A 20,644-nucleotide genomic window follows, 5' to 3' on the forward strand; every position below is an offset into this window, starting at 1 on the left:
AGCGCCCGCTACCCCATGCCCTGATTGGCCGAGCAGCCAGTAGCGAAATTTGGTTTGAAATCTACCGAGAGTGGGTGCGGTGAACCGCTTTTTGACGATAAAAATCGCATCGCAGCAAAAAACCGCCATGCGACTGTTATCTCTGGGCGGCTCCCAAATTCTTTGATTGCAAATAGGATTTGGCTTCTGTTAGCTCTAATGGTCGCGAAAAGAAGAATCCTTGCCCTATGTGTGCACCCTTTTCAGAGACAATACTCGCCTGTCTACTGGTTTCAATTCCCTCGACAACAAGAGTGCTGCCCAGTCCGATGGCCATGTCCACAATGCTCTCGAAAAGAAAGCGTGTTTCCTTATCCTCCTCAATGTCCCGAATAAAACTACGGTCGATTTTTATTTCCTCAAACTTAAAACGCCTCAGATAGCTAAGAGACGAATGCCCGGTTCCGAAATCATCGAGGGACGCTCTCACTCCCATTGGCCGCAAAATGGACAGCACTTCCTGGACCGCGTTCCAGTTTTCGACTGCCACAGTTTCTGTTAGCTCTAATGTAAGACGATCAGGTTCCAGCTTTGTCTGCCATAAAACGTCCTGAATGGCTTCTGCAAGTCCCGCAGCACGAAAATTGAGCGCTGAAATATTTGTGCTCAACGGAACTTTTAAGCCCGTTGCCGCCTCTTCACGGACGACAAATTCAGCCGCCTTATGCAAGACCGCGATATCAATTTTTCGGATCAACCCAATTTTTTCTGCGATAGGGATAAATTCAAGAGGTGATATTTCTTCTCCGCCCAACCGCCATCTCCCAAGCGCTTCAAACCCCATGAATTTACCGGTAGCCAAACAAAGTTTTGGCTGAAGGACTGCGCGAATATCATCGTTGAAGACTGCGTCAGCCAGTTTAGCTCCGATTTCAGTGCGACGCATAAGAGATGAGCGAATAGTTTCATCAAATAATTTGAAAAGGTTCTTTCCTTCGTTTTTTGCCTCATACAATGCGGCATCAGCGAATTGGAGCAATTCGGCCGGTGACGTTGGGTCACCATCGCACGTCGTTGCAATACCAATCGAGCATCTTGGATGTATGACGTTGTCTTTGTATGAAAAAACGGGTGTCAGAGCTTTCAAAATAGCACGTCCGACAGCATCAGGCGAACAATGCTTTTCACCAGCCTTGAAGACAATCGCGAATTCATCGCCACCAAAACGCGCCGCCAGACCGTTGTTCTCCTTGATCACATTCGTTAATCGAAGGGCGACTTCCGCCAGCAGGGCATCCCCGGCTCCATGCCCGAGAGTATCATTAATGGCCTTGAACTCGTCCAGGTCGAGCAACCCAACAGAAACACCAGATCCGGTTCGATTCGCTATTTCACTTGCCAGACGGTCTCTGAACATCGCACGATTAGGCAATCCCGTCAGTGCGTCATGCGATGTCAAAAACGTTGCATGAGCTTCAGCTTCTACTTTCCTCTTTTCGAGAAGGACGCGGGCTTCAAGGCTATCCACAACTTCACGCATTCGCCGTCTTTCTCTGCGTGCGAGCACGCCAAAGGCCAGCAGGGCGATGGCAAAGGCAACCATTGAATACTGTGCATTGCGCCACGTCGCCGCCGTCAGATCACTTTCAACCACAAAGGCACCCATGACATCCCCAATCTCATAGGTTTCATCCTGGAGGATTTCGTTGTGACAAGACACACAGCTCTCGACGCCTGCGACAGATGGGTAAATCGTACGTCCTACTAAACGCCCATTTTCAAGCCGATATTCTTGCAAAGGATCAAGGGCTGTTTTGTCCACAAAGCTCTGAATAATCTCCTTGATCCGAACGTCGTTTTCCTGGGTCCGCAACTCAAGACCGGGGCGTCCAGGCATACGAACGGTTGTTCTTACTTCAGAGTCCGACTTTGATTCTTTCTTTGTAAATTGCTCTATCCCCATACGACGGAACGTTGCCGGTACAGGTGCGCCATGGCCTCGGTTCTCAGCAAAAACCGAAACAAAGCCGTTTGTCATTTCAATGAGCTGAGACCGCTGACTAGCCTCCACGCGGGTTACCTCCCAAGTGGTCACCAAAAAAAAGCCGACCGCAAACACCAACGCCCCGGCAATAGAGAGCATGGCCGTACTTGCGCGGCGAACGAGCCAAGATTCTTGAAGCACGATCTTCGAGACCTCTCACGGAGTCAAAACTCCTTACGGATTATGGGTAAAACCTGAATAATGTACCTCTTTGGGACACCGACTTGGTTACAAAAAGACGACAATTCGATCTTTCGCTAGCTGACCGCGACATTCTTTGTCCTGCAATCAAACGCAGCGTTTACAGTTGTCTAAAACCAAGACAGGCCATTTTAACGCCAGATAACGGGTTACCAGAATTCGGACCGTGCCTTATTGGCAACCGTGTTTAACGGTTTTCAGGCGCGGGTTACGGGATGATTGTCGCATCTGTGATGACGCTTGTGGCTCCAGAACAGGTGCCCCGGACCGTGATCCTTTTCGGGTCCCTCATTGTCTCAGGTGCTTTGCTTAACACCAGGGATGCCGCTGAATGGGAAGACTTGCCGCCCGGCATTGCACGTCGAATCTTGGGTACAGCCATTACCGCCTACATCGCCACTGCTGTTTTCGGAAACCGATGTTTACCCTTTCTAAGATGGGTATAAATTCATTTTTACTCACGTTGAGGATGCTGGTAATCCGCTCGCGGCTTTTGACGGGTGTTGTCACGTGAACTGCATCCCCAACAAGGCGGCTTAATGTATCAAATGCATCAATAATATAGCTGAAAACCGGGACTGTGAATCCATAATACCCCATGGAACTTGCCACGCAAACCTTAGAACGCAAGCAGGCTGAGATTATTGGCGCGATCAAAAAGCACGAAGCCCAGATAGCGCAGGCCAAGCACGACTTGGCGCATATCAACGCCACCTTAAAGATCATCGGAGAGCCGCAGGGATTCTCTGCCAAAGGTGAGATTGCCGGGATATGCCAGCGTCACCTTGTGGAAGGTCCGCTGAACACCCGCGAGTTAGCAAAGCGTGCAATGGGCGAGAACGGCCTGGACGTGTCAGACACGCCGCGGCGCAACTCTGTCGTCTACAAGGTCGTTCAGGCGCTCAGGCACACCCGCAGACGTAATGCGGTAAAGATGATTGAGAGGAAAGGCGGGCTGTGCGTCTGGGGCGTTTACGCCCGCGCTGCCAATAACCCTTCCAGTTGCGCGAAACAGGCGCTGCCATCGCATTACTGATAGCGATCTGTGCCAGCGTCCCATTGTCGGAGCGGCGGTTATCTTCCAACCATGCAGCGTGGTTTGCGTACTTATAGAGGTATTGCAGCGATACATGGCGGTGCTGGCCTTGCACCATGCGGCGCAGACGGGAAAAGAAACTTTCAACCATGTTGGTGTACTTACCGCAGTCACTGTAGATCTCTGAGTGGATTCAGCTTAACGTGATCAACGTGGTAGCCCACGTGCAATTCATCCCAGTGGCTGGCTTCATCTGCTGACATTGTGGACAGGCGCGATACGTTCTCTTTTGTCAGTGAAACGCCTTCACCTTCGGACCCTTGTGCGCCCCATGCTCGACACCTGGCGCGATCTCTCGTTTCGGCGCACCGTCGGACCTCAACTTGTCAGTGATAAATCGTTTTACCGCCCTCCCCAGTCTCTTAATCAACCTGTGCACCAGACGTTTGGCTGCTTTCTTATCTCGGCGGCGTTGAAAGATTTCATCCAAAACGCCGCCGTTCTGATCACCCGCTCGCTAAAGCCAAAATTTCGTCCCCGGTGTTTCGCCAAAACGAGAACGCCGTAAATGCCAAACACCGCCGGATTGAGGCTGCCGTTGGCGCAAACCACGTGCAATATCAGGGCCAAACTTCCTAATCCATCGGCGGATAGCTTCGCGCAGAGCACCCATCCCGCGTGCCAGCAGCATCGCTTCAAATTCTCGAAAGCTGCGATTGAAGCAGTACCGGGCCAGACGGAGTGGGCGATGATTTCTGGTGCAAACCGACGACCCTTGTAGCTGATCTTCTGTCTGCGCATGGGGATCATCTACGCCGGCATCCCCAAAACCGGCAATGTCGTGGCTGTTAATGGGACAATACCAGCGGCCATGTTCCGCGCAAACCTTATTGGTACGACGGTGACGGATAGCAAATAGCACGAAAGCCAAATGAACTGGCCCAGAATTTTGACACCGTTGCGTTTCAAAACAGAGTAAGTTCTCTGTCTTATATCACTATGCTGCCTGTTCGGACTGCGCCGACGTCAGGATCGTATGCAAGGTTGCGGCCATCGGATTCGCGCGAAGTTTGGTACAAATGCCAACGTCACGCAGCGTGCGCGAAACCATTGCCAGGGCCTTGAGGTGTTCAACTCCGGCGTCTTCGGGTGCGAAAAGCGCAAAAGCGATATCCACGGGCCGACGGTCAACCGAATCGTAATCAATTGGCTTGTCCAGCAAGACAAAGGCACCGACCACCTGATCCAGACCTTTCAGGCGCGCGTGCGGCAGGGCAACCCCTTGCCCCACGCCGGTTGGGCCAAGAGCCTCACGGGCCAAGAGGGCTTCCAAGACCTTACCCGTTTTCAGCCCATAGGCGTGCTCTGCAAGATCACCTAGATCCTGCATAAGGCGTTTTTTGCTGGAGGCGAAGGTCGATACCTTTACCGCCTCAAGTTTGAGGAGTTTATTAAAGTCCATTCCGCTCGCACTTTTCAGGAGGCATATATGCGCCTCAGGGATCCTACTTCGGGTCGATCCAGCCTATGTTTCCATCATCTCGACGATAGACGACATTCAAACCCTCTTTGCCTTCCTTTCGAAAAACCAAAACCGGCGCGCCTGCAAGCTCCATATGCATAACCGCCTCACCAACAGACAAAGATGGGATTTTCGTTTCCATCTCGGCGATGATGATAGGTTGCAGCGTCTCCGGTTCCTGCGATTCTGAATCGTCGTCTGATGCGAGGATATACGAGGACGCGCCGTAGATTTCAACCGGCTCTACACGATCTTTATGGTGGTCTTTCAACCTACGCTTGTAGCGCCGGAGTTGCTTTTCCATCTTGGCGCTACAGGCATCAAATGCGGCGTATATTTCGGTCTGATGGGCTTTTGCCTGTGCCGTCAGGCCGGTCGAAAGGTGCACGGTCGCCTCACATACAAACTCATGGGCCGATTTGGAAAAAACCACGACGGCTTCGGTCGGGCGTTCGGCATATTTCTTGACGGCCGCGCCCAATTCTTCCTGGACATGGGTTTGAAGTGCCTCGCCGATATCGATCTGTTTGCCGCTGATTTGGTAGCGCATGGTCTCTCCTTTATTTGAATGATCAAAAGCGGGTTTCTCACGGTGCGAAAGCACCGAAAGAGGTCATCTTGCGATCACGGAAAATGGTATCCCAGTTTGTTATGAATTGCTTGACCCTGAGGGTGAGCCCGAAGCGTGGTCATACAGAAACTGATACATCCCATTCCTTCATTGAGCCCGAAAACGGGGACGAAAGTCAAATAAAAGCCGCTTTTAGATACAGAAAAAATGGTTAACGTCGGGTACGAAAATTTACGAAATCTTAAAGTTTTCGCCAAGATAAACACGTCTCACATTTTCGTTCTGCACGACTTCGTCCGGTGTGCCGGACATTAAAACCCGTCCCTCATGCAAAATATACGCGCGATCCACGATCTCAAGGGTCTCGCGTACGTTGTGATCCGTGATCAGCACGCCAATGCCGCGTTTCTTGAGGTCAGACACCAGATGACGGATGTCGCCTACTGAAATCGGATCAACCCCGGCGAAGGGCTCGTCAAGCAGGAGATAGCTTGGCTTGGCAGCAAGACAGCGGGCAATTTCCACCCGCCGCCGTTCGCCCCCCGATAGCGCCAGCGCCGGGGCGCGGCGCAGATGTTCGATCGAAAATTCGCTCAGCAGTTCTTCGAGCCGTTCGCGGCGTTTGTGCCGATCCGCTTCTGTAATATCGAGGATTGCGCTGATGTTGTCCTGAACAGAGAGGCCACGAAAAATGCTCATTTCCTGTGGCAAATAGCCAATGCCCATGCGCGCGCGTCGGTACATCGGCAGGTTGGTCACATCCTGCCCGTCGATGCGGACGCTGCCGCCTTCCGGTGTGACCAGCCCGGCAACCGCGTAAAATGTGGTGGTCTTGCCCGATCCGTTCGGACCCAGCAAAGCCACGACCTCGCCGCGTTCGAGGTACATCGAAAAATCCCGGATAACGGTCTTTTTACGGTAGGATTTGCGCAGGTGTTCGACGTGCAGACCGGCAGATCCCTGTTTCAAAGTAAGTTCGGGGCGTGCCATCAATTTTCGCCAGTCTGCAGAATTGTCTTCACGGATCCGGCCATCTGCGCTGTGCCGCTGTCCAGTTGCACGGTCATTTTGTCGGCGGTCAGGGCCGAAGGTCCTTGCGTCAGCAGAACATTGCCACGCATCACGATGGTCCCGTCGTCGATATTGTAATCTGCCCGTTCTGATTCCGCGGCATCAGGCCCGGAAACCAGCACAACGTCGCCGGTCGCCTCCATCCGCTCGATCCCTTGGGTGTCCTCGCGGTAAACGACAAGCAGGCGCTTTGATGACAAGCGCATCTCGCCCTGTGCCGCGACGACATTGCCGGTAAAAATCGCCGTGCCGGTGGCCTGATCGACCGACAGGTTTTCGGCCGTCACTTCAACGGGTAAGGTCGTGTCCTGTTGCAGCGTGCCAAAAGCAACCTGCGTGCCTTGCGCCAATGAGGCCGTCGCAAATGACAGCCAGAAGAACGGGAGCATCAAAAAATAAAGAGCTTTCACGGATTATTCTTTCACCTGTTTGGGAAGATATATCAGCTTCACACCATTTGTGAAAACCAATTGAGCCGGTGCACTCGGAACCGGGGTTGAAAGATGCATCGCACCGGCGACCAATTCACCGACCGGGGTATCGGCAAAGACCGGGCCCGGTGAGCGGATGTCCAGCGTGCTGACGCGTGCCGTGATCAATTCGCTGGTCACAATATAGCCCGTGGAGGATTTCAGCACCACGTTTCCGATCAGATCGCTGATGTCGTTGGCAACGTCAATCGAGGCTGCTTGTGAGGTCACATTCACCGTGCCACCCCCGATCAGATCGATTTTCACAAAGACGTTGTCGGCGTCACTGGCCCCAGCGAATCCATTTGGTGTCACGACGGAGTCAGCGACAAATGCGATCTGATCGCCATCCGCCGTCGTCCCTGAGTAGTAGGGGCCTGATACGCGCTGGTTCAGGAGCCTGTCCTGCACTTCGGTGTCGGCAAATGGGATCGCTTGTGTGGGATCGATCACGCGCGAAAGCAGGAAAAGCGTCGACAGCAGTCCAAGGGCGGCGAGGGGCAGGGCGACTTTGAGCCATGCCACCATGCGTGAATACCGATCCCCTGCCATGCCGGTTCAGCCCAGACCCACGCGCAGGCAGTCGTGAATGCGGATCAACCCCAGTGGCATTTTTGTACCGTCGCTCTCCAGCACAAAGAGGCTGGTGATCTTGCGGGCCTGCATCATGCCAACGGCTTTTTGCGCCAGCGCAGTTGGGTCAATCGTGACCGGAGACGGCGTCATGACGTCCCTGGCGCAGAGCGACAAAAGCCCATCCATATGGCGACGCAGATCCCCGTCGGTAATGACCCCTACGAGGTTTCCCGCCTCATCCGTGACGCCAACCACACCAAAGCTCTTCTGGCTGATCTCGATGAGGGCATCGGACATCGGTGTGTCCAGTCCGACCAGCGGCATATCCGCGCCGGAGTGCATCAGGTCGGAAACGCGGCTGAGTTGCGCGCCCAATTTGCCACCGGGGTGAAAATCGCGAAAATTTTCTGGTGTGAAGGCGCGATGTTCCATCAGCGCAATCGCCAGAGCATCCCCAACGGCAAGGGTCATCGTTGTGGAGGTCGAGGGCACCACGCCCGTGCCACAGGCTTCTCCCAACCGGGGCAGCAATAAAACGACATCGCATTCACGCCCCAGACTGGAGGTTTCGACGCTGGTGATCCCCAGCAGCGGAATGTTGAAGCGGCGCGAATAGATCACGAGATTAGCAAGCTCTGGAGCCTCGCCAGAATTGGAGATCGCGAGAACGACATCCGCACTTGTGATCATGCCCAGATCGCCATGGCTGGCCTCGGCCGGGTGGACAAATTGCGCAGGGGTGCCGGTGCTTGCCATGGTGGCTGCGATTTTACGCGCGATATGTCCCGATTTGCCGATCCCGGTGACGATCACGCGCCCCTTGCTGTCGAGCAGCAGATCGACGGCTTGCGCGAACCGCGCATCAAGCCCGTCAGCCAGCGTGTTCAACGCGTCAGCCTCTGCGCGGATCACCCTCTGGGCGGTATCAAGAAAGGGCGTGCTCATGAGTGTGCAAAGATGTCCGTATCGGGCCAACCGGTCAGATCAAGGCGGGCGCGCATTGGCAGAAAATCAAAACAGGCCTGCGCGATTTCCATGCGGTCTTCGCGTTCCAGCATGACATTCAGTGCGTCACGCAGTTGGTGCAGATATAAGACATCGGAGGCCGCATAGTCGATCTGTGCATCGCTGAGCGTCTCCGCACCCCAGTCGCTGGATTGCTGTTGTTTCGAAATGTCGATGTGCAGCAACTCCTGCAACAGCTTTGCCAAACCATGCCGGTCTGTATAGGTGCGCACCAGGCGGCTGGCGATTTTGGTGCAATAGACGGGTGCCGTTGTTGCGCCGAAGGCATTCAGCATCGCTGCGATATCAAAGCGCCCAAAGTGGAACAGCTTGAGCACCTCGGGGTTTTCCAGCAGCGCGCAGAGGTTGGGAGCCTGCGTCTGGCCTTTGGCGATTTGCACCAGATGTGCCTTGCCATCGCCCCCGGACAGTTGCACCAGGCACAGCCGATCTCGGTGCGGGTTCAGGCCCATGGTTTCGCAGTCGATTGCCACCACAGGCCCGAGATCGAGACCATCTGGAAGATCATTCTTGTAAACTTGATGTATCATTGGGTTCCTATATCCTGCCTTTGTGGCTTGTGGAAGTATGAGGTTGCAGCGCAAGGCGCGCGATGAAGGGTTTTGGAAAACGGCGCGGAATTTCGCTGACCCGCGCTGGTGGAGGTTGCCCTTCTGCTCCGCGCCCTGAAGTTTCTTCGAATGAATAGAGTGTTTAATCCTTTGCAGGGATACGTTGGCGGGGTGGCTCTTTTTTGACCCCCAATGGCACCATCACAGAAGGCGGCGTACTTCAATGCTTGGAAAAACAAATCGGTAATCCTGCCGACGCCAGTTGGGAATGGTTCAATTCTTTCGCTTCAATGCCCTGCGCAGTTTGCTGATCCATTGCCAGAACAGGGTCGGCAACACGGCTTTGGCGATCGCAAAGGCAGCGCTAGAGCCAAGCGTGCCCGGCAAAGCAAGGCCTGGAAACAGCAGGATCGCGCTGAACCAATACCACAGCGCACTTCCCAGATCGCCGTGCCGGGCCGCAAGCAGCGCCCAATAGGCGCGCACGAGACCAAGATGCCGTAGCCGTGCGGCAAGGCCGATATCGCGCAGTAAGGGCTGGTGATTTTTGAGGAACTGGGCGTGACCCCTTTGCATCCGTCGAACGTCGGATGTGATTTGTGCCGGTCTGATGCGGTAATCAACGACGGCTTGCGGGCATTGGACGAGCATCGATTGCCGTGTCCAGAGAATGCGCAGCCAACAGTCCACATCGTTGTTTGACTTGAGCGCCGTGTCAAAGCCCCCGCCCGCCAAGAAAGCCTCGCGCCGAACGATCACGCCGGTTGCGCTTTGTGCCGGAGTGGAAATCAGGGTTTCGCCCGCGTTAAATTGCCTGGTTTCGGCATGCCGTAGGGGTCGGGGATCGACCCTTTCACCCAGATAGTTCACCTCATCCCCGTCTTCATTTATCCGCCGGTAAAGAGGGCATGCGATGTCACTTTCGGGAAATGCATCCAAGGCGGCGACCAGATGCGCCAGGGTCTGTGGCGACCAGCGGTCATCGGCGTCGATGAAACCCAGCAAGGCTCCTTGCGCCTCGGCAACACCCTTGTTGCGGGCCGATGACGCACCGCCATTGGCCTGATGGATAATGCGTAACTGTTCGGCGCGCAGGGGCCATAATTCTTCAGCTTTGCGCAGGACTTCTGCGGTGCCGTCCGTTGATGCATCATCCACAATGATCAGCTCGAAGGAGGAAAACGCTTGCGCCGCAATCGAGCCGATTGCCTCGCCGATGAAATCCTCAACGTTATGAGCCGGCATAATGATGGAAACCCGTGGGATATGCATCACGTTTTCCAATCCCATTGCGTCTCATCTGGCCAACCGCCGCCGCTAAGGTCTTGGACCGTTACGGCGCGGATCTCAAACAACGTAATGCTACAGAAACAATGCCTGATTGTTGATCAGAACGATCCGCAGGATCATCACGCCAATCAGAACTGCCAAAGGTGCCAGATCGATACCCCCCATCTGTGGCAGGATGCGACGCACCGGCCCGTAAATTGGTTCCAGGATACGGTTCAGCATATACCAGATCTGCGCGACCAGTTGCTGTTGTGTGTTCAGGACCTGAAAATTGATCAACCAGCTCATGATCACATGGGCGATGATGAAAAACCACACCACATCCAATAACAGCATCAGGATTTGAAAAAGGGATTGCATCGCCGGACCTCTCTTTGCGTCAGCCTCAAATAGGCAAGCCGCTTTGAATAAGCAAGGCTGTCGCGCGGATCATGGTTCACAGGGTCCAAAGCCGTGCTTGCCTGATCCGCCTGAGCCTGCTCTATCTGGGCGCGAATGGCAAAGCAGGCTTTGGGATGATCAGCGCGCGCAAACGCATCTGGGGGTGGTATTTTTTTGACTGGGCCAGCCAGCCTTACAACACATTGTTGCTCACCTTCATTTTCGGGCCCTATTTCGCACAAACCGCCACTGCGTCATTCATCGCCGGGGGCATGGAGATCGACGCCGCCAAGGCACAGGCGCAAGCCTATTGGGGATATGGTCTAACGATTGCGGGGATTTGCATCGCTTTGCTTGCGCCACTTCTTGGTGCGGTTGCGGACCACTCGGGCAAACGGCTCCCTTGGATCTGGTTTTTTTCCACGCTTTATGTCGTCGGCGCGGGCGCGCTTTGGTGGACGGCGCCTGCGGATTTCTCGGTGCTCTGGGCGCTGTTCTTTTTTGGTCTCGGTCTGATCGGGATGGAATTTGCGACGATTTTCACGAATGCCTACCTGCCCGAATTGCACAACGACGCGGGCGAACGCGGGCGCATTTCGGGATCTGGCTGGGCCTTCGGATATCTGGGTGGGGTGATTGCATTGCTTTTGATGCTGGTGTTTTTCCAAACAGGTGACACCGGGCGTACCATCGCAGGTCTGACGCCCCCTTTTGGCCTTGATCCTGAAACCGGCGCAACCACACGGATTGTCGGACCATTGGCTGCCTTTTGGTTTGCGCTCTTCATGATCCCGTTTTTCCTTTATACTCGGGATCGCCCGACGCCTGGCGCGCTTCCCGGTGAATTCGGCAATGGTCTGCGCGGTCTGATGCGCACGCTGCAAGGGTTGCCCCGGCACCCCTCGCTTCTGGCCTATCTCGGATCCTCGATGTTCTACCGTGACGCGCTGAACGGGCTTTATACATTTGGCGGCATTTACGCATTGGGCGTGTTGAATTGGTCCATCACCGAAATCGGTGTTTTTGGCATCTTGGCGGCGACCAGTGGTGCATTGTTTTGCTGGATTGGCGGACGCCTTGACCGGCGGATCGGCCCAAAACCGATAATCGTGGCGTGCTGTATCGTGCTGATCCTGACGTCAGGTCTGATCATCTCGCTGACCCCGACATCCGTTTTGGGCATCTCGCTTGCCTCCGGATCGCCACTTCCCAACATCATGTTCTATGTCGCGGGCGCTCTGATCGGGGCCGCCGGGGGCGTCTTGCAGGCATCGTCGCGCAATATGATGACTCATCAGGCCGACCCGGAACGCATGACCGAAGCCTTCGGCCTTTATGCGCTGTCGGGTAAGGCCACCTCCTTTATTGCGCCTGCGCTCATCGCGCTGGCCACCGATCTCAGCGGCAGTCAGCGGCTGGGCGTGACCCCTATCGCGGGGCTGTTCATTTTCGGTCTCATTCTGTTACTGTGGGTCAAGCCCAAAGGGGATTTCCAGATATGAACCTACGCACTCTTGTGACCATTGCCGCCCTGAGCGTTTTTGTTTCGGCATGTTCGGACGGCACGCCGACCTCCCAACAGCAAGCCTCGGTGATTTTGCCGACCATCGGCACATCTGGGCATTCCCAAGCCAGCCAGCCCGCCAAGCAACTGTTTGGCGCCAAACAGACCGGCTCACCCGCAGCACCCGCAGCCTTTGGCAGCTATGCCAAGGGGTGCTTGGCAGGCTCGGCAAAACTGGCGGAAACCGGCCCCACCTGGCAGGCGATGCGGCTGTCGCGCAACCGCAACTGGGCGCATCCGGAAACCGTGGATTTCGTCGAAAAGCTTAGTGCCAAGGCGGCGAGGCAACCGGGCTGGAACGGCCTTTATGTCGGGGATCTGAGCCAGCCGCGCGGTGGTCCGATGCTCTCGGGTCATGCCAGCCATCAGATCGGTCTGGACGCGGACATCTGGCTACGACCTGCCGATAATCTGAGACTCTCCGCGTCCGAGCGGGAAAACATCTCCTCCATTTCCATGCGGCGCGACCGAGGCGCATTCGTCAATGGCAACTGGACACCGGCGCATCACGAGATCATCAAGGCGGCCGCATCAGATCCCCGTGTTGCGCGTATTTTCATCTTTCCCGGTGCCAAGGTACAGATGTGCAATGACGCAAAAGGGGACCGTGGATGGTTGCGCAAGGTGCGCCCCTGGTATGGGCATCATTACCATTTTCACGTCCGTCTCGCCTGCCCAAGCGGTGCGCGCGGTTGTGTTGACCAAACGCCCCCGCCAGCAGGGGATGGTTGCGCGGATGCGCAGGCCTGGGTGAACAATATCCTGAACCCGCCGCCGCCCGATCCCAACGCTGCGAAACCCAAGCCCCGACGTGAGATCATTCTCGCGGACCTCCCCGCGCAATGCGCCGCAGTCTTGCAATAGCGATCATTACCGCTGTCGCGGTCGCCCCGATTATCGCACTCTATCCCCCGCCCGCGGCCATCAATCCCGCCGACCAAATTGCACAGCACGTCTCGACGATCAAATGGGATCCTGGCGAACGCTGGTTCGGGGGCTTTTCCGGCTTTGAACTCACGCCAGACGGCCAGCGGTTTTATGCGGTCAGCGATCGCGGTTATCTTGTTCACGGCACAGTGACGCGCGCGGGTCAGAACATCACGGGTCTGGAGATCACCAGCGCCGGGCCCCTGATCGATTCGGACGGTGAAATCCTGAGGGATTTGCGCACGGATGCAGAAGGGCTGGCGCTGGATGCGGCGGGTCGGTTGTATGTCTCCTTCGAGCACGCCCAACGCATCCTGCGCTATGATACTCTGGACAGCCGGGCGTCCTGGCCATCCTATGCACCGGCATGGCGGGCGCTGCGCGCAAACGGGGGGCTGGAGATGGTCGCCGTGTCGCCCGCGGGTGCATTGTTCACCATACCAGAAGGCGTGTCGCGGGGTGCCTATGAGGCACTGGTCTATCGCCGGATGCCGGGGAAGGACTGGGAGCAGCCTTTTACCCTCCCGCTCACGGAAGAGTTTTCGGTTGTCGGGGGGGATTTTGCGCAGGACGGGCGTCTTTACATTCTGGAGCGGAAATTCACCCCTTACGGCTTTCAAAATCAGATCCGGCGTATGAATGTGACACCAACGGGTGTTGCGGACATCGAGATCATCCTGCAAACCCCGGTCAGGCGTCACGGTAACCTCGAAGGGCTGGCGGCTTGGACCGATACCTCTGGTGCCACCCGCCTGACCATGGTCAGCGACAATAATTATCTGACCTTCATCGATACGCAAATCACCGAATATAGCTTTACGGATTGACTTGCACCGGCGCAAAAATGCGCCTAGGAACCGCGCGTCTGGCGTCGTCAGACCAAGTGCCGCACCCTTGTCAAAACGGAAAATCAAATGAACCGCACCCACCTTCCCGGCATCCTTGCCATGGCCGCCATCGTCGTGGCCTCCAATATTCTCGTGCAATTCCTCTTTGGCCAATGGCTGACCTGGGGGGCTTTCACCTATCCGCTCGCCTTTCTGGTCACGGATATCATGAACCGGGTTTATGGCGCGCAGGCTGCGCGGCGCGTGGTTCTGGTCGGATTTAGTGTCGGGCTGATATGCTCGCTGATCGGCACACAGATCGTGGGTGAGTTCGGACCTCTGGTTACGCTGCGCATCGCCCTGGGATCGGGCATCGCGTTCCTGAGCGCACAATTGTTGGACGTTGCCGTGTTTTCCGCTTTGAGGAACGGAAGCTGGTGGCGCGCGCCGCTGGCATCAACCTTGCTCGGCAGCACGTTGGATACGGCATTTTTCTTTACCATCGCCTTTTCGGCCAACCTGGTATTCCTGGAACCGGGCAATGACGTCAGCTGGGCCGCTGAGGTTTTGCCCATACTCGGTTTCGGCCCTGCCGCGCCGCTTTGGGTTTCCTTGGCAATCGCGGATTGGTCGGTAAAATTGGGGTTGGCTTTGCTCGCTCTCATTCCGTTCCGGTTGATTACTGCGCGGCTCAACCCCGCGCATTAACCGGCTGAAATCCTGGATTTTGGGGAAGGCTGAGTGATCAAGGTTTTTTCCGGTAACGTTGTGATGAAAAAACACTTGGTTATTTCCAAAACCTGTGCGAAGATTTCTCATCATTAACAGATAGGTAAAGGAGGTGATCCAGTGTCAAGAAAGGTATTGGAGCGAGGTGTCGGAACAGCTTTGGAGGTCGCCTGCTGAGGCAGCCCTTGACGGGCAGACCACTTGAGTGGACGTCGGTCTAACCGGCCCCCTCCTTAAACCATTCGATTGGGCCGCGCATCACTGTGCGGCCCTTTTTCAGTTTTAGGCTTGATCTGAAATCTGGATTGGAATCCAAACCCTGAGCGGGTTTCATCCGGTTGCACGGGCTGTCACAACCGAAGTGATGCGGGTAAGCGGCAAGCAGGGAGTTGATTTTAAAAGTGCTGAAAATCGATCATAAAACCGCCATCCAGGATTGGGAATTGAGCGAGAATTTTATACGCTCTTCCGGCCCTGGCGGCCAAAATGTGAATAAGGTGTCATCCGCCGTCGAACTTCGGTTTGAAGCCGCCAGATCGCCCTCTTTGAGCGAGGTCGTAAAGGTCCGCTTGAAGCGATTGGCTGGGCGACGCTGGACGACCGAAGGCGCATTGGTCATTCAGTGCGATGAAACCCGTAGCCAGGCCCGGAATCGCGATATTGCACGCGATCGGCTCGCCGAGTTGATCCAGAAAGCGCTTGTTGCACCGAAACGGAGGATTGCGACGAAACCTACATTTGGGTCAAAAAAGCGACGCTTGAAAGCAAAGAAGACGCGTGGCGACGTGAAAGCCCTGCGTGGTCGTGTAGATCCGGACGACTAATGGTGGCCCAAGGCCCACCTTACGGCGAAATCCGCAGATGTCTGGAGGGTAGCACCTCTTCAAACTGAAATCGGTTCAGAAAATTCTGCTCAACGCTTCGAAACTGATCCGCCCGGTTGCGCACTTCCGCAGATCCGCAGATCCGATGTTCGATTTGACCAGAGGTACTGTCCAGGTGCCGTTGATCACATGGGCCTGCGCATTTGGATCTCTTGAAGCCTCCTCAACGTCCGCCTGATTTTCACACGGTCCAAGCTGAAAACGTGCCTGCGCTCAGGCGTGTTTCAGATCAAATTTCGCTCACTCTGGTGCGCGCCACCCTCAACTAGGACTCTTTTGAAAAACGGTGGTTTATCTGACAAAAGGAATCGAAATGGGAGCTACTTACGCTCAACTTAGCATCACAGAACGGCGCAAAACTGAACGCTGGAGACACGCAAGGGTCCCTGTTAATGAGATGGCGCGTGTGTTGAAGCGCTATCGCGCGACGATCTATCATGACATTAAACGCAACGGATACACCAATGAAAGCATGCCCGAATATGCAGGTTACGACGGAGATGCAGCGCATCAGATGATGGCACGTCGCCATGCGCGGGAACGCAAGCTGATTAAATGCCGCGAACTGTGCAAAGACGTTATCGGTGGCTGAAGAACGGTTGGACACCTGAACGCTTGGTTCACGACGGCGCGACGTTGCGCGCCTGTCAGGAGGCGATTTACCGGTACATCCATTCCAAAAAATGGTATGGCGCATAAACTCTGACGGTATCAGCCGCTGCACCGAAAGAACCGCACACCGCGCCATACTCACAAACGTTATAAGCACAAATTTATTAATAATACCAGCATCTTGCTTACCCTCCTTTTCGGAATATTGTTGCGCAACACCCTGTCGGAAAGTAGATGGTATCGCCCATCGCCGCCAGTTCGACCACTGGGAAGGCGATTTAATGCTGTTCGAACAGCGGCTTGGCCAGACGAATGTCACTTAGCTGGTAGACGCTTCACCGTGATCCTGAAAAACCCCAATAGGTTCGGTTCAACCCGCGCGGTAACGCGTTATGCGTAAATCTGACATTCCTATGTCGGGATAATCAACAATTCATCTGCGACCGCACAGAGGGCCTAATGCTCGGGCTCATGCCGCACCATCAACCACGTCAGCCAATCGATCCCGAAGCACGCCGTCTTGTAACTCGCTTTCGCAGACCCGAGGGAGACGTCGGACGGGCCCCGCAGCAGGACACCGACGGTCTTGGCCCCGGTCGAAGGCCTGTTACCGATTGTAATGACCGCTCTGGTGCCAACGCCATGCATCCGTGATCATATCCTTCAGGGTCGAACGTTCAGGCCGCCAGCCCAGATCCGTTTCGGCCCGCGTTGATCCGGATACCAATTTGGTGCAATCACCGGGGCGGCGGGGGCCTTCCGCGAAGGGGACTTTGCGGTTGGTCACTTCCCGGGAATGGTCCATGACTTCGCGCACCGAAAATCCCGACCCTGTGCCGAGGTTAAACACCTGACTTGCCTTGCCCGCCAGCAACCATTTCAGACCAAGCACATGGGCATCCACCAGATCACAAACGTGCACATAGTCCCGAATACAAGTGCCGTCGGGCGTTGGATAGTCGGTGCCATGGATCGTCAGAGCATCGCGCTTGCCGTCTATTGCATCCAACAGCACGGGGATGAGATGTGTTTCCGGCCGGTGGAATTCGCCGACCTCCCCTTCGGGATCCGCGCCGGCCACGTTGAAATAACGGAAAATGACATGCCGCAACCCGTGCGCCGGCTCAAAATCCTTCAGAATATCCTCAATCGCGCGTTTGGACGCACCATAAGCATTGATCGGATATTGCGCGCTGTTTTCATCGAGGACGACGTTGTCCTGGTCACCATAAGTGGCGCAAGTAGAGGAAAAAACGAAATTCAGACATTGCGCCGCGACGGCCGCCTCAATCAGCGTCAGGGAACCGGACACGTTATTGCGCCAGTAGCTGCCGGGATCCTGCATGCTCTCGCCGACCTGGCTGAGTGCTGCGAAATGCATGACCGCCACAGGTCGATATTGCGCAAATACCGCGTCCAGACGCGCCCGATCCAGCAAGTCACCCTGCTCGAGAGGACCGAATTTCACCGCATCCTGCCAACCCGTGATCAGATTATCAAAAGTAACCGGTGTAAAACCGGCAGCTCTAAGCGCCTTACAGGCATGCGATCCGATATACCCGGCACCGCCTGTGACCAATACATTATTCACCGACATTCCTATTGATCTTTACTCAGCCGCTTTGCCCATGTTGACCGTCTCGTTCAGATAGTCCCACAGGTCATCATGCAATTCTTTACGTTGAAGGCCAAATGCCACGGTCGCCTGCAAGAAGCCCGATTTGGACCCGCAATCAAACCGCTGCCCCCTGAACCGGTAGCCGTAAACATCCTTGTTCTTGTTGATTTCGGTTGCGATGGCATCCGTCAACTGGATCTCACCGCCCGCACCGGATTTCATTTTATTCAGATTGGTCAATACCCCAGGCGACAAAATGTAGCGCCCGATTACAGCCAGGTTTGAAGGGGCCTCTTCAGCTTTGGGCTTTTCGACCGGAACTTCCATGGCCGCTACCATGTTTCCGCCGGTCTCCGCATAGGCTTCAACCATCTGTTGCAGACAGGGTTTTTCCGCGGAAATCACATCGTCCGGCAAGATAACAGCAAAGGGTTCATCCGCAATCAGACGGCGCGCGCACCACACCGCATGACCAAGACCCAAGGCTCTGTGCTGGCGCATATAGGCGATCGCACCACTCTCCATATTAGTGCTCTTAAGAATCTCCAGAAGTTCAGTTTTTCCCTTTTCTTCAAGAGTTTGCTCAAGTTGGGGTGCATGATCGAAATAATCTTCCAAGGCACCCTTGCCACGGGACGTAACAAAAATGAATTCCTTGATGCCTGCCGCGCGCGCCTCGTCAATCGCATATTGAATCAAAGGGCGATCCACCAACGTCATGATTTCCTTTGGCACCGATTTCGTAGCCGGAAGAAATCTTGTGCCCATGCCCGCAACCGGGAAGATGGCTTTCGTCACTTTACGTTTCATCAATAATCCTCGACCTCAAAGTTCTTCGTTGCCACGTTCGTGGTATATTCAATTAATGCGTCAAAAACACGACTAACCGGTCAATTAAATGAAATTCGCGCATCAATCCATCGAATTGCCTAACTATGGCGGTCTACCGCCGAAAACTCCCGCATTGCGTGAACATCTTTCGAATTATATCAGGGAATACGCCAATTCCGTTAATTGTTTCTAAGCGCAATGGCATCCCGAGCCCCCGCTTTGGCTCAATCCAGCCCCATATCCAGCATCATTTTTTCGATTTTGGGAACGTCTTCGGGGTTATTCAATTCCCAGAACTGCCGCCCCTTGGAGGCAACTTCCACACATAGGACCGAACGGCCGTTTTCCATGAACCGCAACTGCTCAAGCCCTTCGAGCTTTTCAAGCGGCCCAACAGGCCAGGATGGATAGGCCGCCAGCGCCTCGGGACGGTATGCATAGACACCCACATGGTGAAACACAGGTGTACCCTCCTGTGCACCGTAGGGCTGCGAGGTAAAGGGAATGACCTCTTTCGAGAAATACATCGCCTGTCGGTTTTGCGCAAAAACAGCCGTCGTTCCGCCCACACGTCCCGCTTTGCGATCGTTCAGCAAACCATTGAGCGTCATCCCGTCACAGCGCAAAACCGGCGTGGCAATTTCCGCGCCCGGTGCGTCGTTCAGCCCCGATACGAGATCTTCTATGAACCAATGGGGCGTCAAAGGCGCATCGCCTTGCAGATTCACGATGACATCATAACCGCCGCCCAATACTTCATGCGCCTGGGCACATCGCTCGGTGCCATTGGTGCAATCGGGTGAGGTCATGACAACCTCCGCACCAAAAGCCTCCGACGCTGTTTGAATGCGCGTATCATCGGTCGCAATGACCACGCGGTCCACGCCCTTGACCGCCTGCGCCGCCTGCCAGCTGCGTTCGATCAGGCTGCGTGATTGGCCCGATGCTCCGCGCAATTCGGCCAGCGGTTTTCCGGGATACCGGCTGGACGCAAAACGCGCGGGAATGATGATCAGGACCGACATCAAGCTTTTTTCAATACAACAGAAGGCGCGTAGGCGATGAAGAAGGGATTCTCATACCCTTCCTTGCCATATAAGAGCGGCGCGTGATCATCAAAACGCACAACCGCACCACCTGCCCCGGCAAGAACGGCATGACCCGCAGCCGTGTCCCATTCCATCGTACGCCCCACACGCGGGTAAATATCCGCCTCCCCCGTCGCCACCAGACAGAACTTGAGCGAGGAGCCTGCGCTCTTCATGTCCTTGACGGCGTATTTGGCGATGTAATCATCGGTGGCCTGATCCCGGTGTGATTTCGAGGCAACGATCATCAAGGCGGCATTATCTGCGTCTGAGACAGAAATCGGCGTGACCGGGCCGGTTTGATCGATGGCTAAATCGCCAGTTTCCTCAACCGATTGACCGGAAGCGTCGGTGTAAAACATCCGCCCCTTGGCGGGCGCATAGACGACACCACGGGTCGGCACCCCACCCTCAACCAATGCGATGTTCACCGTGAAATCGCCACGCCGGTGGATGAATTCCTTGGTGCCATCCAGTGGGTCGACGATCAAAAACGTATCGCCCTGCGTGCTATGGGTTGCGGATTGCTCTTCGGTCACGAGCATGATCTCCGGGAAGGCCGCGCGCAGCCCGGCAGAAATCAACGCATCCGCTGCCTCATCCGCTGCCGTCACCGGGCTTTCGTCCGACTTGAGCTTGACGTCGAAGTCATCGGCCTCATAAATCTCCATGATGCACGCACCGGCTTCCAGTGACAGCCCGCGCATGACATCGACCAATTTCGTATAATCAACCATAAGTTTCCCGATTCCACCGTCATTTCTCTGCAAATCCGCGCCCCTTATGCGCCCGCCCTAACGGAACGGCAAGATTTCCGTGCAAGAGTATTGGCGATCCAAGAGGCGG

General features: G+C 55.3%; 23 protein-coding genes and 2 pseudogenes. 7 read left to right on the forward strand and 18 right to left on the reverse strand.

What is annotated here, in order from left to right; genetic code table 11:
* Positions 1 to 136: 136 nt before the first annotated feature.
* A complete protein-coding gene (locus tag ROLI_RS21095; protein WP_187428408.1) occupies positions 137 to 2,122 on the reverse strand; it encodes a bifunctional diguanylate cyclase/phosphodiesterase in 1,986 nt (661 codons plus the stop codon).
* A 700-nt stretch (positions 2,123 to 2,822) separates the two neighbouring features.
* Between ROLI_RS21095 and ROLI_RS21100 the strand changes: the two genes are divergently transcribed.
* Positions 2,823 to 3,260, forward strand: coding sequence for a hypothetical protein (locus ROLI_RS21100; protein WP_187428409.1), 438 nt, complete (start codon positions 2,823 to 2,825; stop codon positions 3,258 to 3,260).
* Here ROLI_RS21100 and ROLI_RS21105 read toward each other — a convergent pair.
* From ROLI_RS21105 to ROLI_RS21155, 12 genes and pseudogenes are all read right to left on the reverse strand, one after another.
* Positions 3,205 to 3,574: pseudogene (locus ROLI_RS21105) on the reverse strand (transposase); the annotation flags it as partial. The gene ROLI_RS21100 and the pseudogene ROLI_RS21105 sit on opposite strands and share 56 nt — an antisense overlap.
* Positions 3,553 to 3,750 (reverse strand): hypothetical protein, encoded by a 198-nt coding sequence (locus ROLI_RS23895; RefSeq protein ID WP_222869359.1) that lies wholly within the window; start codon positions 3,748 to 3,750, stop codon positions 3,553 to 3,555. The pseudogene ROLI_RS21105 and the gene ROLI_RS23895, both read right to left, overlap by 22 nt.
* Entirely contained in the window at positions 3,687 to 4,061 is a 375-nt protein-coding gene (locus ROLI_RS21110; RefSeq protein WP_187428410.1) for a hypothetical protein, read from the reverse strand. The genes ROLI_RS23895 and ROLI_RS21110 overlap by 64 nt, the downstream gene beginning before the upstream one ends.
* Positions 4,062 to 4,257: 196 nt before the next feature.
* Positions 4,258 to 4,722: a PTS sugar transporter subunit IIA gene (locus tag ROLI_RS21115; protein ID WP_187428411.1), complete on the reverse strand. Its 465-nt coding sequence runs from the start codon at positions 4,720 to 4,722 to the stop codon at positions 4,258 to 4,260.
* A 43-nt stretch (positions 4,723 to 4,765) separates the two neighbouring features.
* Positions 4,766 to 5,332, reverse strand: a complete 567-nt coding sequence (gene hpf / locus ROLI_RS21120) for a ribosome hibernation-promoting factor, HPF/YfiA family (protein ID WP_187428412.1) — start codon at positions 5,330 to 5,332, stop codon at positions 4,766 to 4,768.
* A gap of 252 nt (positions 5,333 to 5,584) precedes the next feature.
* Entirely contained in the window at positions 5,585 to 6,343 is a 759-nt protein-coding gene (gene lptB, locus ROLI_RS21125) for an LPS export ABC transporter ATP-binding protein (protein WP_187428413.1), read from the reverse strand.
* A complete protein-coding gene (locus ROLI_RS21130; RefSeq protein ID WP_187428547.1) occupies positions 6,343 to 6,813 on the reverse strand; it encodes an LptA/OstA family protein in 471 nt (156 codons plus the stop codon). Before ROLI_RS21130 ends, lptB begins: the two co-directional genes overlap by 1 nt.
* 24 nt (positions 6,814 to 6,837) lie before the next feature.
* The gene (locus ROLI_RS21135; RefSeq protein WP_187428414.1) at positions 6,838 to 7,446 is read right to left on the reverse strand and encodes a hypothetical protein; all 609 of its coding nucleotides are present in this window, start codon (positions 7,444 to 7,446) and stop codon (positions 6,838 to 6,840) included.
* Between the two features lie 6 nt (positions 7,447 to 7,452).
* Entirely contained in the window at positions 7,453 to 8,415 is a 963-nt protein-coding gene (locus tag ROLI_RS21140) for an SIS domain-containing protein (RefSeq protein WP_187428415.1), read from the reverse strand.
* Entirely contained in the window at positions 8,412 to 9,026 is a 615-nt protein-coding gene (locus ROLI_RS21145) for a ribonuclease D (RefSeq protein WP_187428416.1), read from the reverse strand. The genes ROLI_RS21140 and ROLI_RS21145 overlap by 4 nt, the downstream gene beginning before the upstream one ends.
* Positions 9,027 to 9,320: 294 nt before the next feature.
* A complete protein-coding gene (locus tag ROLI_RS21150; protein WP_187428417.1) occupies positions 9,321 to 10,337 on the reverse strand; it encodes a glycosyltransferase family 2 protein in 1,017 nt (338 codons plus the stop codon).
* A 72-nt stretch (positions 10,338 to 10,409) separates the two neighbouring features.
* A complete protein-coding gene (locus tag ROLI_RS21155; RefSeq protein ID WP_187428418.1) occupies positions 10,410 to 10,697 on the reverse strand; it encodes a YggT family protein in 288 nt (95 codons plus the stop codon).
* A 155-nt stretch (positions 10,698 to 10,852) separates the two neighbouring features.
* Here ROLI_RS21155 and ROLI_RS21160 point away from each other — a divergent pair, with 155 nt between their 5' ends.
* The 5 genes from ROLI_RS21160 (at position 10,853) to arfB (ending at position 15,589) form a co-directional block, all read left to right on the forward strand.
* Positions 10,853 to 12,220 (forward strand): MFS transporter, encoded by a 1,368-nt coding sequence (locus tag ROLI_RS21160; RefSeq protein ID WP_187428548.1) that lies wholly within the window; start codon positions 10,853 to 10,855, stop codon positions 12,218 to 12,220.
* On the forward strand, positions 12,217 to 13,146 hold the full coding sequence (gene mepA / locus ROLI_RS21165) for a penicillin-insensitive murein endopeptidase (protein ID WP_187428419.1): 930 nt from the start codon (positions 12,217 to 12,219) through the stop codon (positions 13,144 to 13,146). Before ROLI_RS21160 ends, mepA begins: the two co-directional genes overlap by 4 nt.
* Positions 13,125 to 14,036: an esterase-like activity of phytase family protein gene (locus ROLI_RS21170; RefSeq protein ID WP_187428420.1), complete on the forward strand. Its 912-nt coding sequence runs from the start codon at positions 13,125 to 13,127 to the stop codon at positions 14,034 to 14,036. The genes mepA and ROLI_RS21170 overlap by 22 nt, the downstream gene beginning before the upstream one ends.
* A gap of 87 nt (positions 14,037 to 14,123) precedes the next feature.
* Positions 14,124 to 14,744: a queuosine precursor transporter gene (locus ROLI_RS21175; protein ID WP_187428421.1), complete on the forward strand. Its 621-nt coding sequence runs from the start codon at positions 14,124 to 14,126 to the stop codon at positions 14,742 to 14,744.
* Positions 14,745 to 15,154: 410 nt separating this feature from the next.
* Positions 15,155 to 15,589, forward strand: coding sequence for an alternative ribosome rescue aminoacyl-tRNA hydrolase ArfB (gene arfB / locus ROLI_RS21180; protein ID WP_222869360.1), 435 nt, complete (start codon positions 15,155 to 15,157; stop codon positions 15,587 to 15,589).
* A gap of 75 nt (positions 15,590 to 15,664) precedes the next feature.
* Here arfB and ROLI_RS23900 read toward each other — a convergent pair.
* A pseudogene (locus ROLI_RS23900) lies at positions 15,665 to 15,841 on the reverse strand (hypothetical protein); the annotation flags it as partial.
* 121 nt (positions 15,842 to 15,962) lie between these two features.
* Between ROLI_RS23900 and ROLI_RS21185 the strand changes: the two are divergent.
* A complete protein-coding gene (locus ROLI_RS21185; protein ID WP_187428422.1) occupies positions 15,963 to 16,241 on the forward strand; it encodes a helix-turn-helix domain-containing protein in 279 nt (92 codons plus the stop codon).
* Positions 16,242 to 16,868: 627 nt separating this feature from the next.
* Here ROLI_RS21185 and galE read toward each other — a convergent pair.
* The 4 genes from galE to cysQ all read right to left on the reverse strand — a co-directional run bounded on the left by galE (position 16,869) and on the right by cysQ (position 20,535).
* Positions 16,869 to 17,852 carry a UDP-glucose 4-epimerase GalE gene (gene galE, locus ROLI_RS21190; protein ID WP_187428423.1) on the reverse strand — a complete coding sequence of 328 codons (984 nt, stop codon included), beginning with the start codon at positions 17,850 to 17,852 and terminating at the stop codon, positions 16,869 to 16,871.
* A gap of 18 nt (positions 17,853 to 17,870) precedes the next feature.
* Positions 17,871 to 18,689: a UTP--glucose-1-phosphate uridylyltransferase gene (locus tag ROLI_RS21195; protein WP_187428424.1), complete on the reverse strand. Its 819-nt coding sequence runs from the start codon at positions 18,687 to 18,689 to the stop codon at positions 17,871 to 17,873.
* Between the two features lie 245 nt (positions 18,690 to 18,934).
* Positions 18,935 to 19,735: a 3-deoxy-manno-octulosonate cytidylyltransferase gene (locus ROLI_RS21200; RefSeq protein WP_187428425.1), complete on the reverse strand. Its 801-nt coding sequence runs from the start codon at positions 19,733 to 19,735 to the stop codon at positions 18,935 to 18,937.
* Positions 19,735 to 20,535: a 3'(2'),5'-bisphosphate nucleotidase CysQ gene (cysQ, locus tag ROLI_RS21205; RefSeq protein WP_187428426.1), complete on the reverse strand. Its 801-nt coding sequence runs from the start codon at positions 20,533 to 20,535 to the stop codon at positions 19,735 to 19,737. Before cysQ ends, ROLI_RS21200 begins: the two co-directional genes overlap by 1 nt.
* Between the last annotated feature and the right edge of the window lie 109 nt (positions 20,536 to 20,644).

The organism is Roseobacter fucihabitans, from assembly GCF_014337925.2.
GTDB lineage: Bacteria > Pseudomonadota > Alphaproteobacteria > Rhodobacterales > Rhodobacteraceae > Roseobacter > Roseobacter fucihabitans.

Coding starts and splice junctions, on each gene's coding strand:
- hpf (WP_187428412.1), bottom strand. CDS start 5,332: ATGCGCTACCAAATCAGCGGCAAACAGATCGATATCGGCGAGGCACTT.
- ROLI_RS21130 (WP_187428547.1), bottom strand. CDS start 6,813: ATGCTCCCGTTCTTCTGGCTGTCATTTGCGACGGCCTCATTGGCGCAA.
- ROLI_RS21195 (WP_187428424.1), bottom strand. CDS start 18,689: ATGAAACGTAAAGTGACGAAAGCCATCTTCCCGGTTGCGGGCATGGGC.
- ROLI_RS21135 (WP_187428414.1), bottom strand. CDS start 7,446: ATGGCAGGGGATCGGTATTCACGCATGGTGGCATGGCTCAAAGTCGCC.
- ROLI_RS21110 (WP_187428410.1), bottom strand. CDS start 4,061: ATGCGCAGACAGAAGATCAGCTACAAGGGTCGTCGGTTTGCACCAGAA.
- ROLI_RS21175 (WP_187428421.1), top strand. CDS start 14,124: ATGAACCGCACCCACCTTCCCGGCATCCTTGCCATGGCCGCCATCGTC.
- ROLI_RS21115 (WP_187428411.1), bottom strand. CDS start 4,722: ATGGACTTTAATAAACTCCTCAAACTTGAGGCGGTAAAGGTATCGACC.
- ROLI_RS21170 (WP_187428420.1), top strand. CDS start 13,125: ATGCGCCGCAGTCTTGCAATAGCGATCATTACCGCTGTCGCGGTCGCC.
- mepA (WP_187428419.1), top strand. CDS start 12,217: ATGAACCTACGCACTCTTGTGACCATTGCCGCCCTGAGCGTTTTTGTT.
- ROLI_RS21095 (WP_187428408.1), bottom strand. CDS start 2,122: ATGCTCTCTATTGCCGGGGCGTTGGTGTTTGCGGTCGGCTTTTTTTTG.
- ROLI_RS21160 (WP_187428548.1), top strand. CDS start 10,853: ATGATCAGCGCGCGCAAACGCATCTGGGGGTGGTATTTTTTTGACTGG.
- ROLI_RS21145 (WP_187428416.1), bottom strand. CDS start 9,026: ATGATACATCAAGTTTACAAGAATGATCTTCCAGATGGTCTCGATCTC.
- ROLI_RS21155 (WP_187428418.1), bottom strand. CDS start 10,697: ATGCAATCCCTTTTTCAAATCCTGATGCTGTTATTGGATGTGGTGTGG.
- ROLI_RS21140 (WP_187428415.1), bottom strand. CDS start 8,415: ATGAGCACGCCCTTTCTTGATACCGCCCAGAGGGTGATCCGCGCAGAG.
- ROLI_RS21100 (WP_187428409.1), top strand. CDS start 2,823: ATGGAACTTGCCACGCAAACCTTAGAACGCAAGCAGGCTGAGATTATT.
- lptB (WP_187428413.1), bottom strand. CDS start 6,343: ATGGCACGCCCCGAACTTACTTTGAAACAGGGATCTGCCGGTCTGCAC.
- cysQ (WP_187428426.1), bottom strand. CDS start 20,535: ATGGTTGATTATACGAAATTGGTCGATGTCATGCGCGGGCTGTCACTG.
- ROLI_RS21150 (WP_187428417.1), bottom strand. CDS start 10,337: ATGGGATTGGAAAACGTGATGCATATCCCACGGGTTTCCATCATTATG.
- ROLI_RS21185 (WP_187428422.1), top strand. CDS start 15,963: ATGGGAGCTACTTACGCTCAACTTAGCATCACAGAACGGCGCAAAACT.
- ROLI_RS21200 (WP_187428425.1), bottom strand. CDS start 19,735: ATGTCGGTCCTGATCATCATTCCCGCGCGTTTTGCGTCCAGCCGGTAT.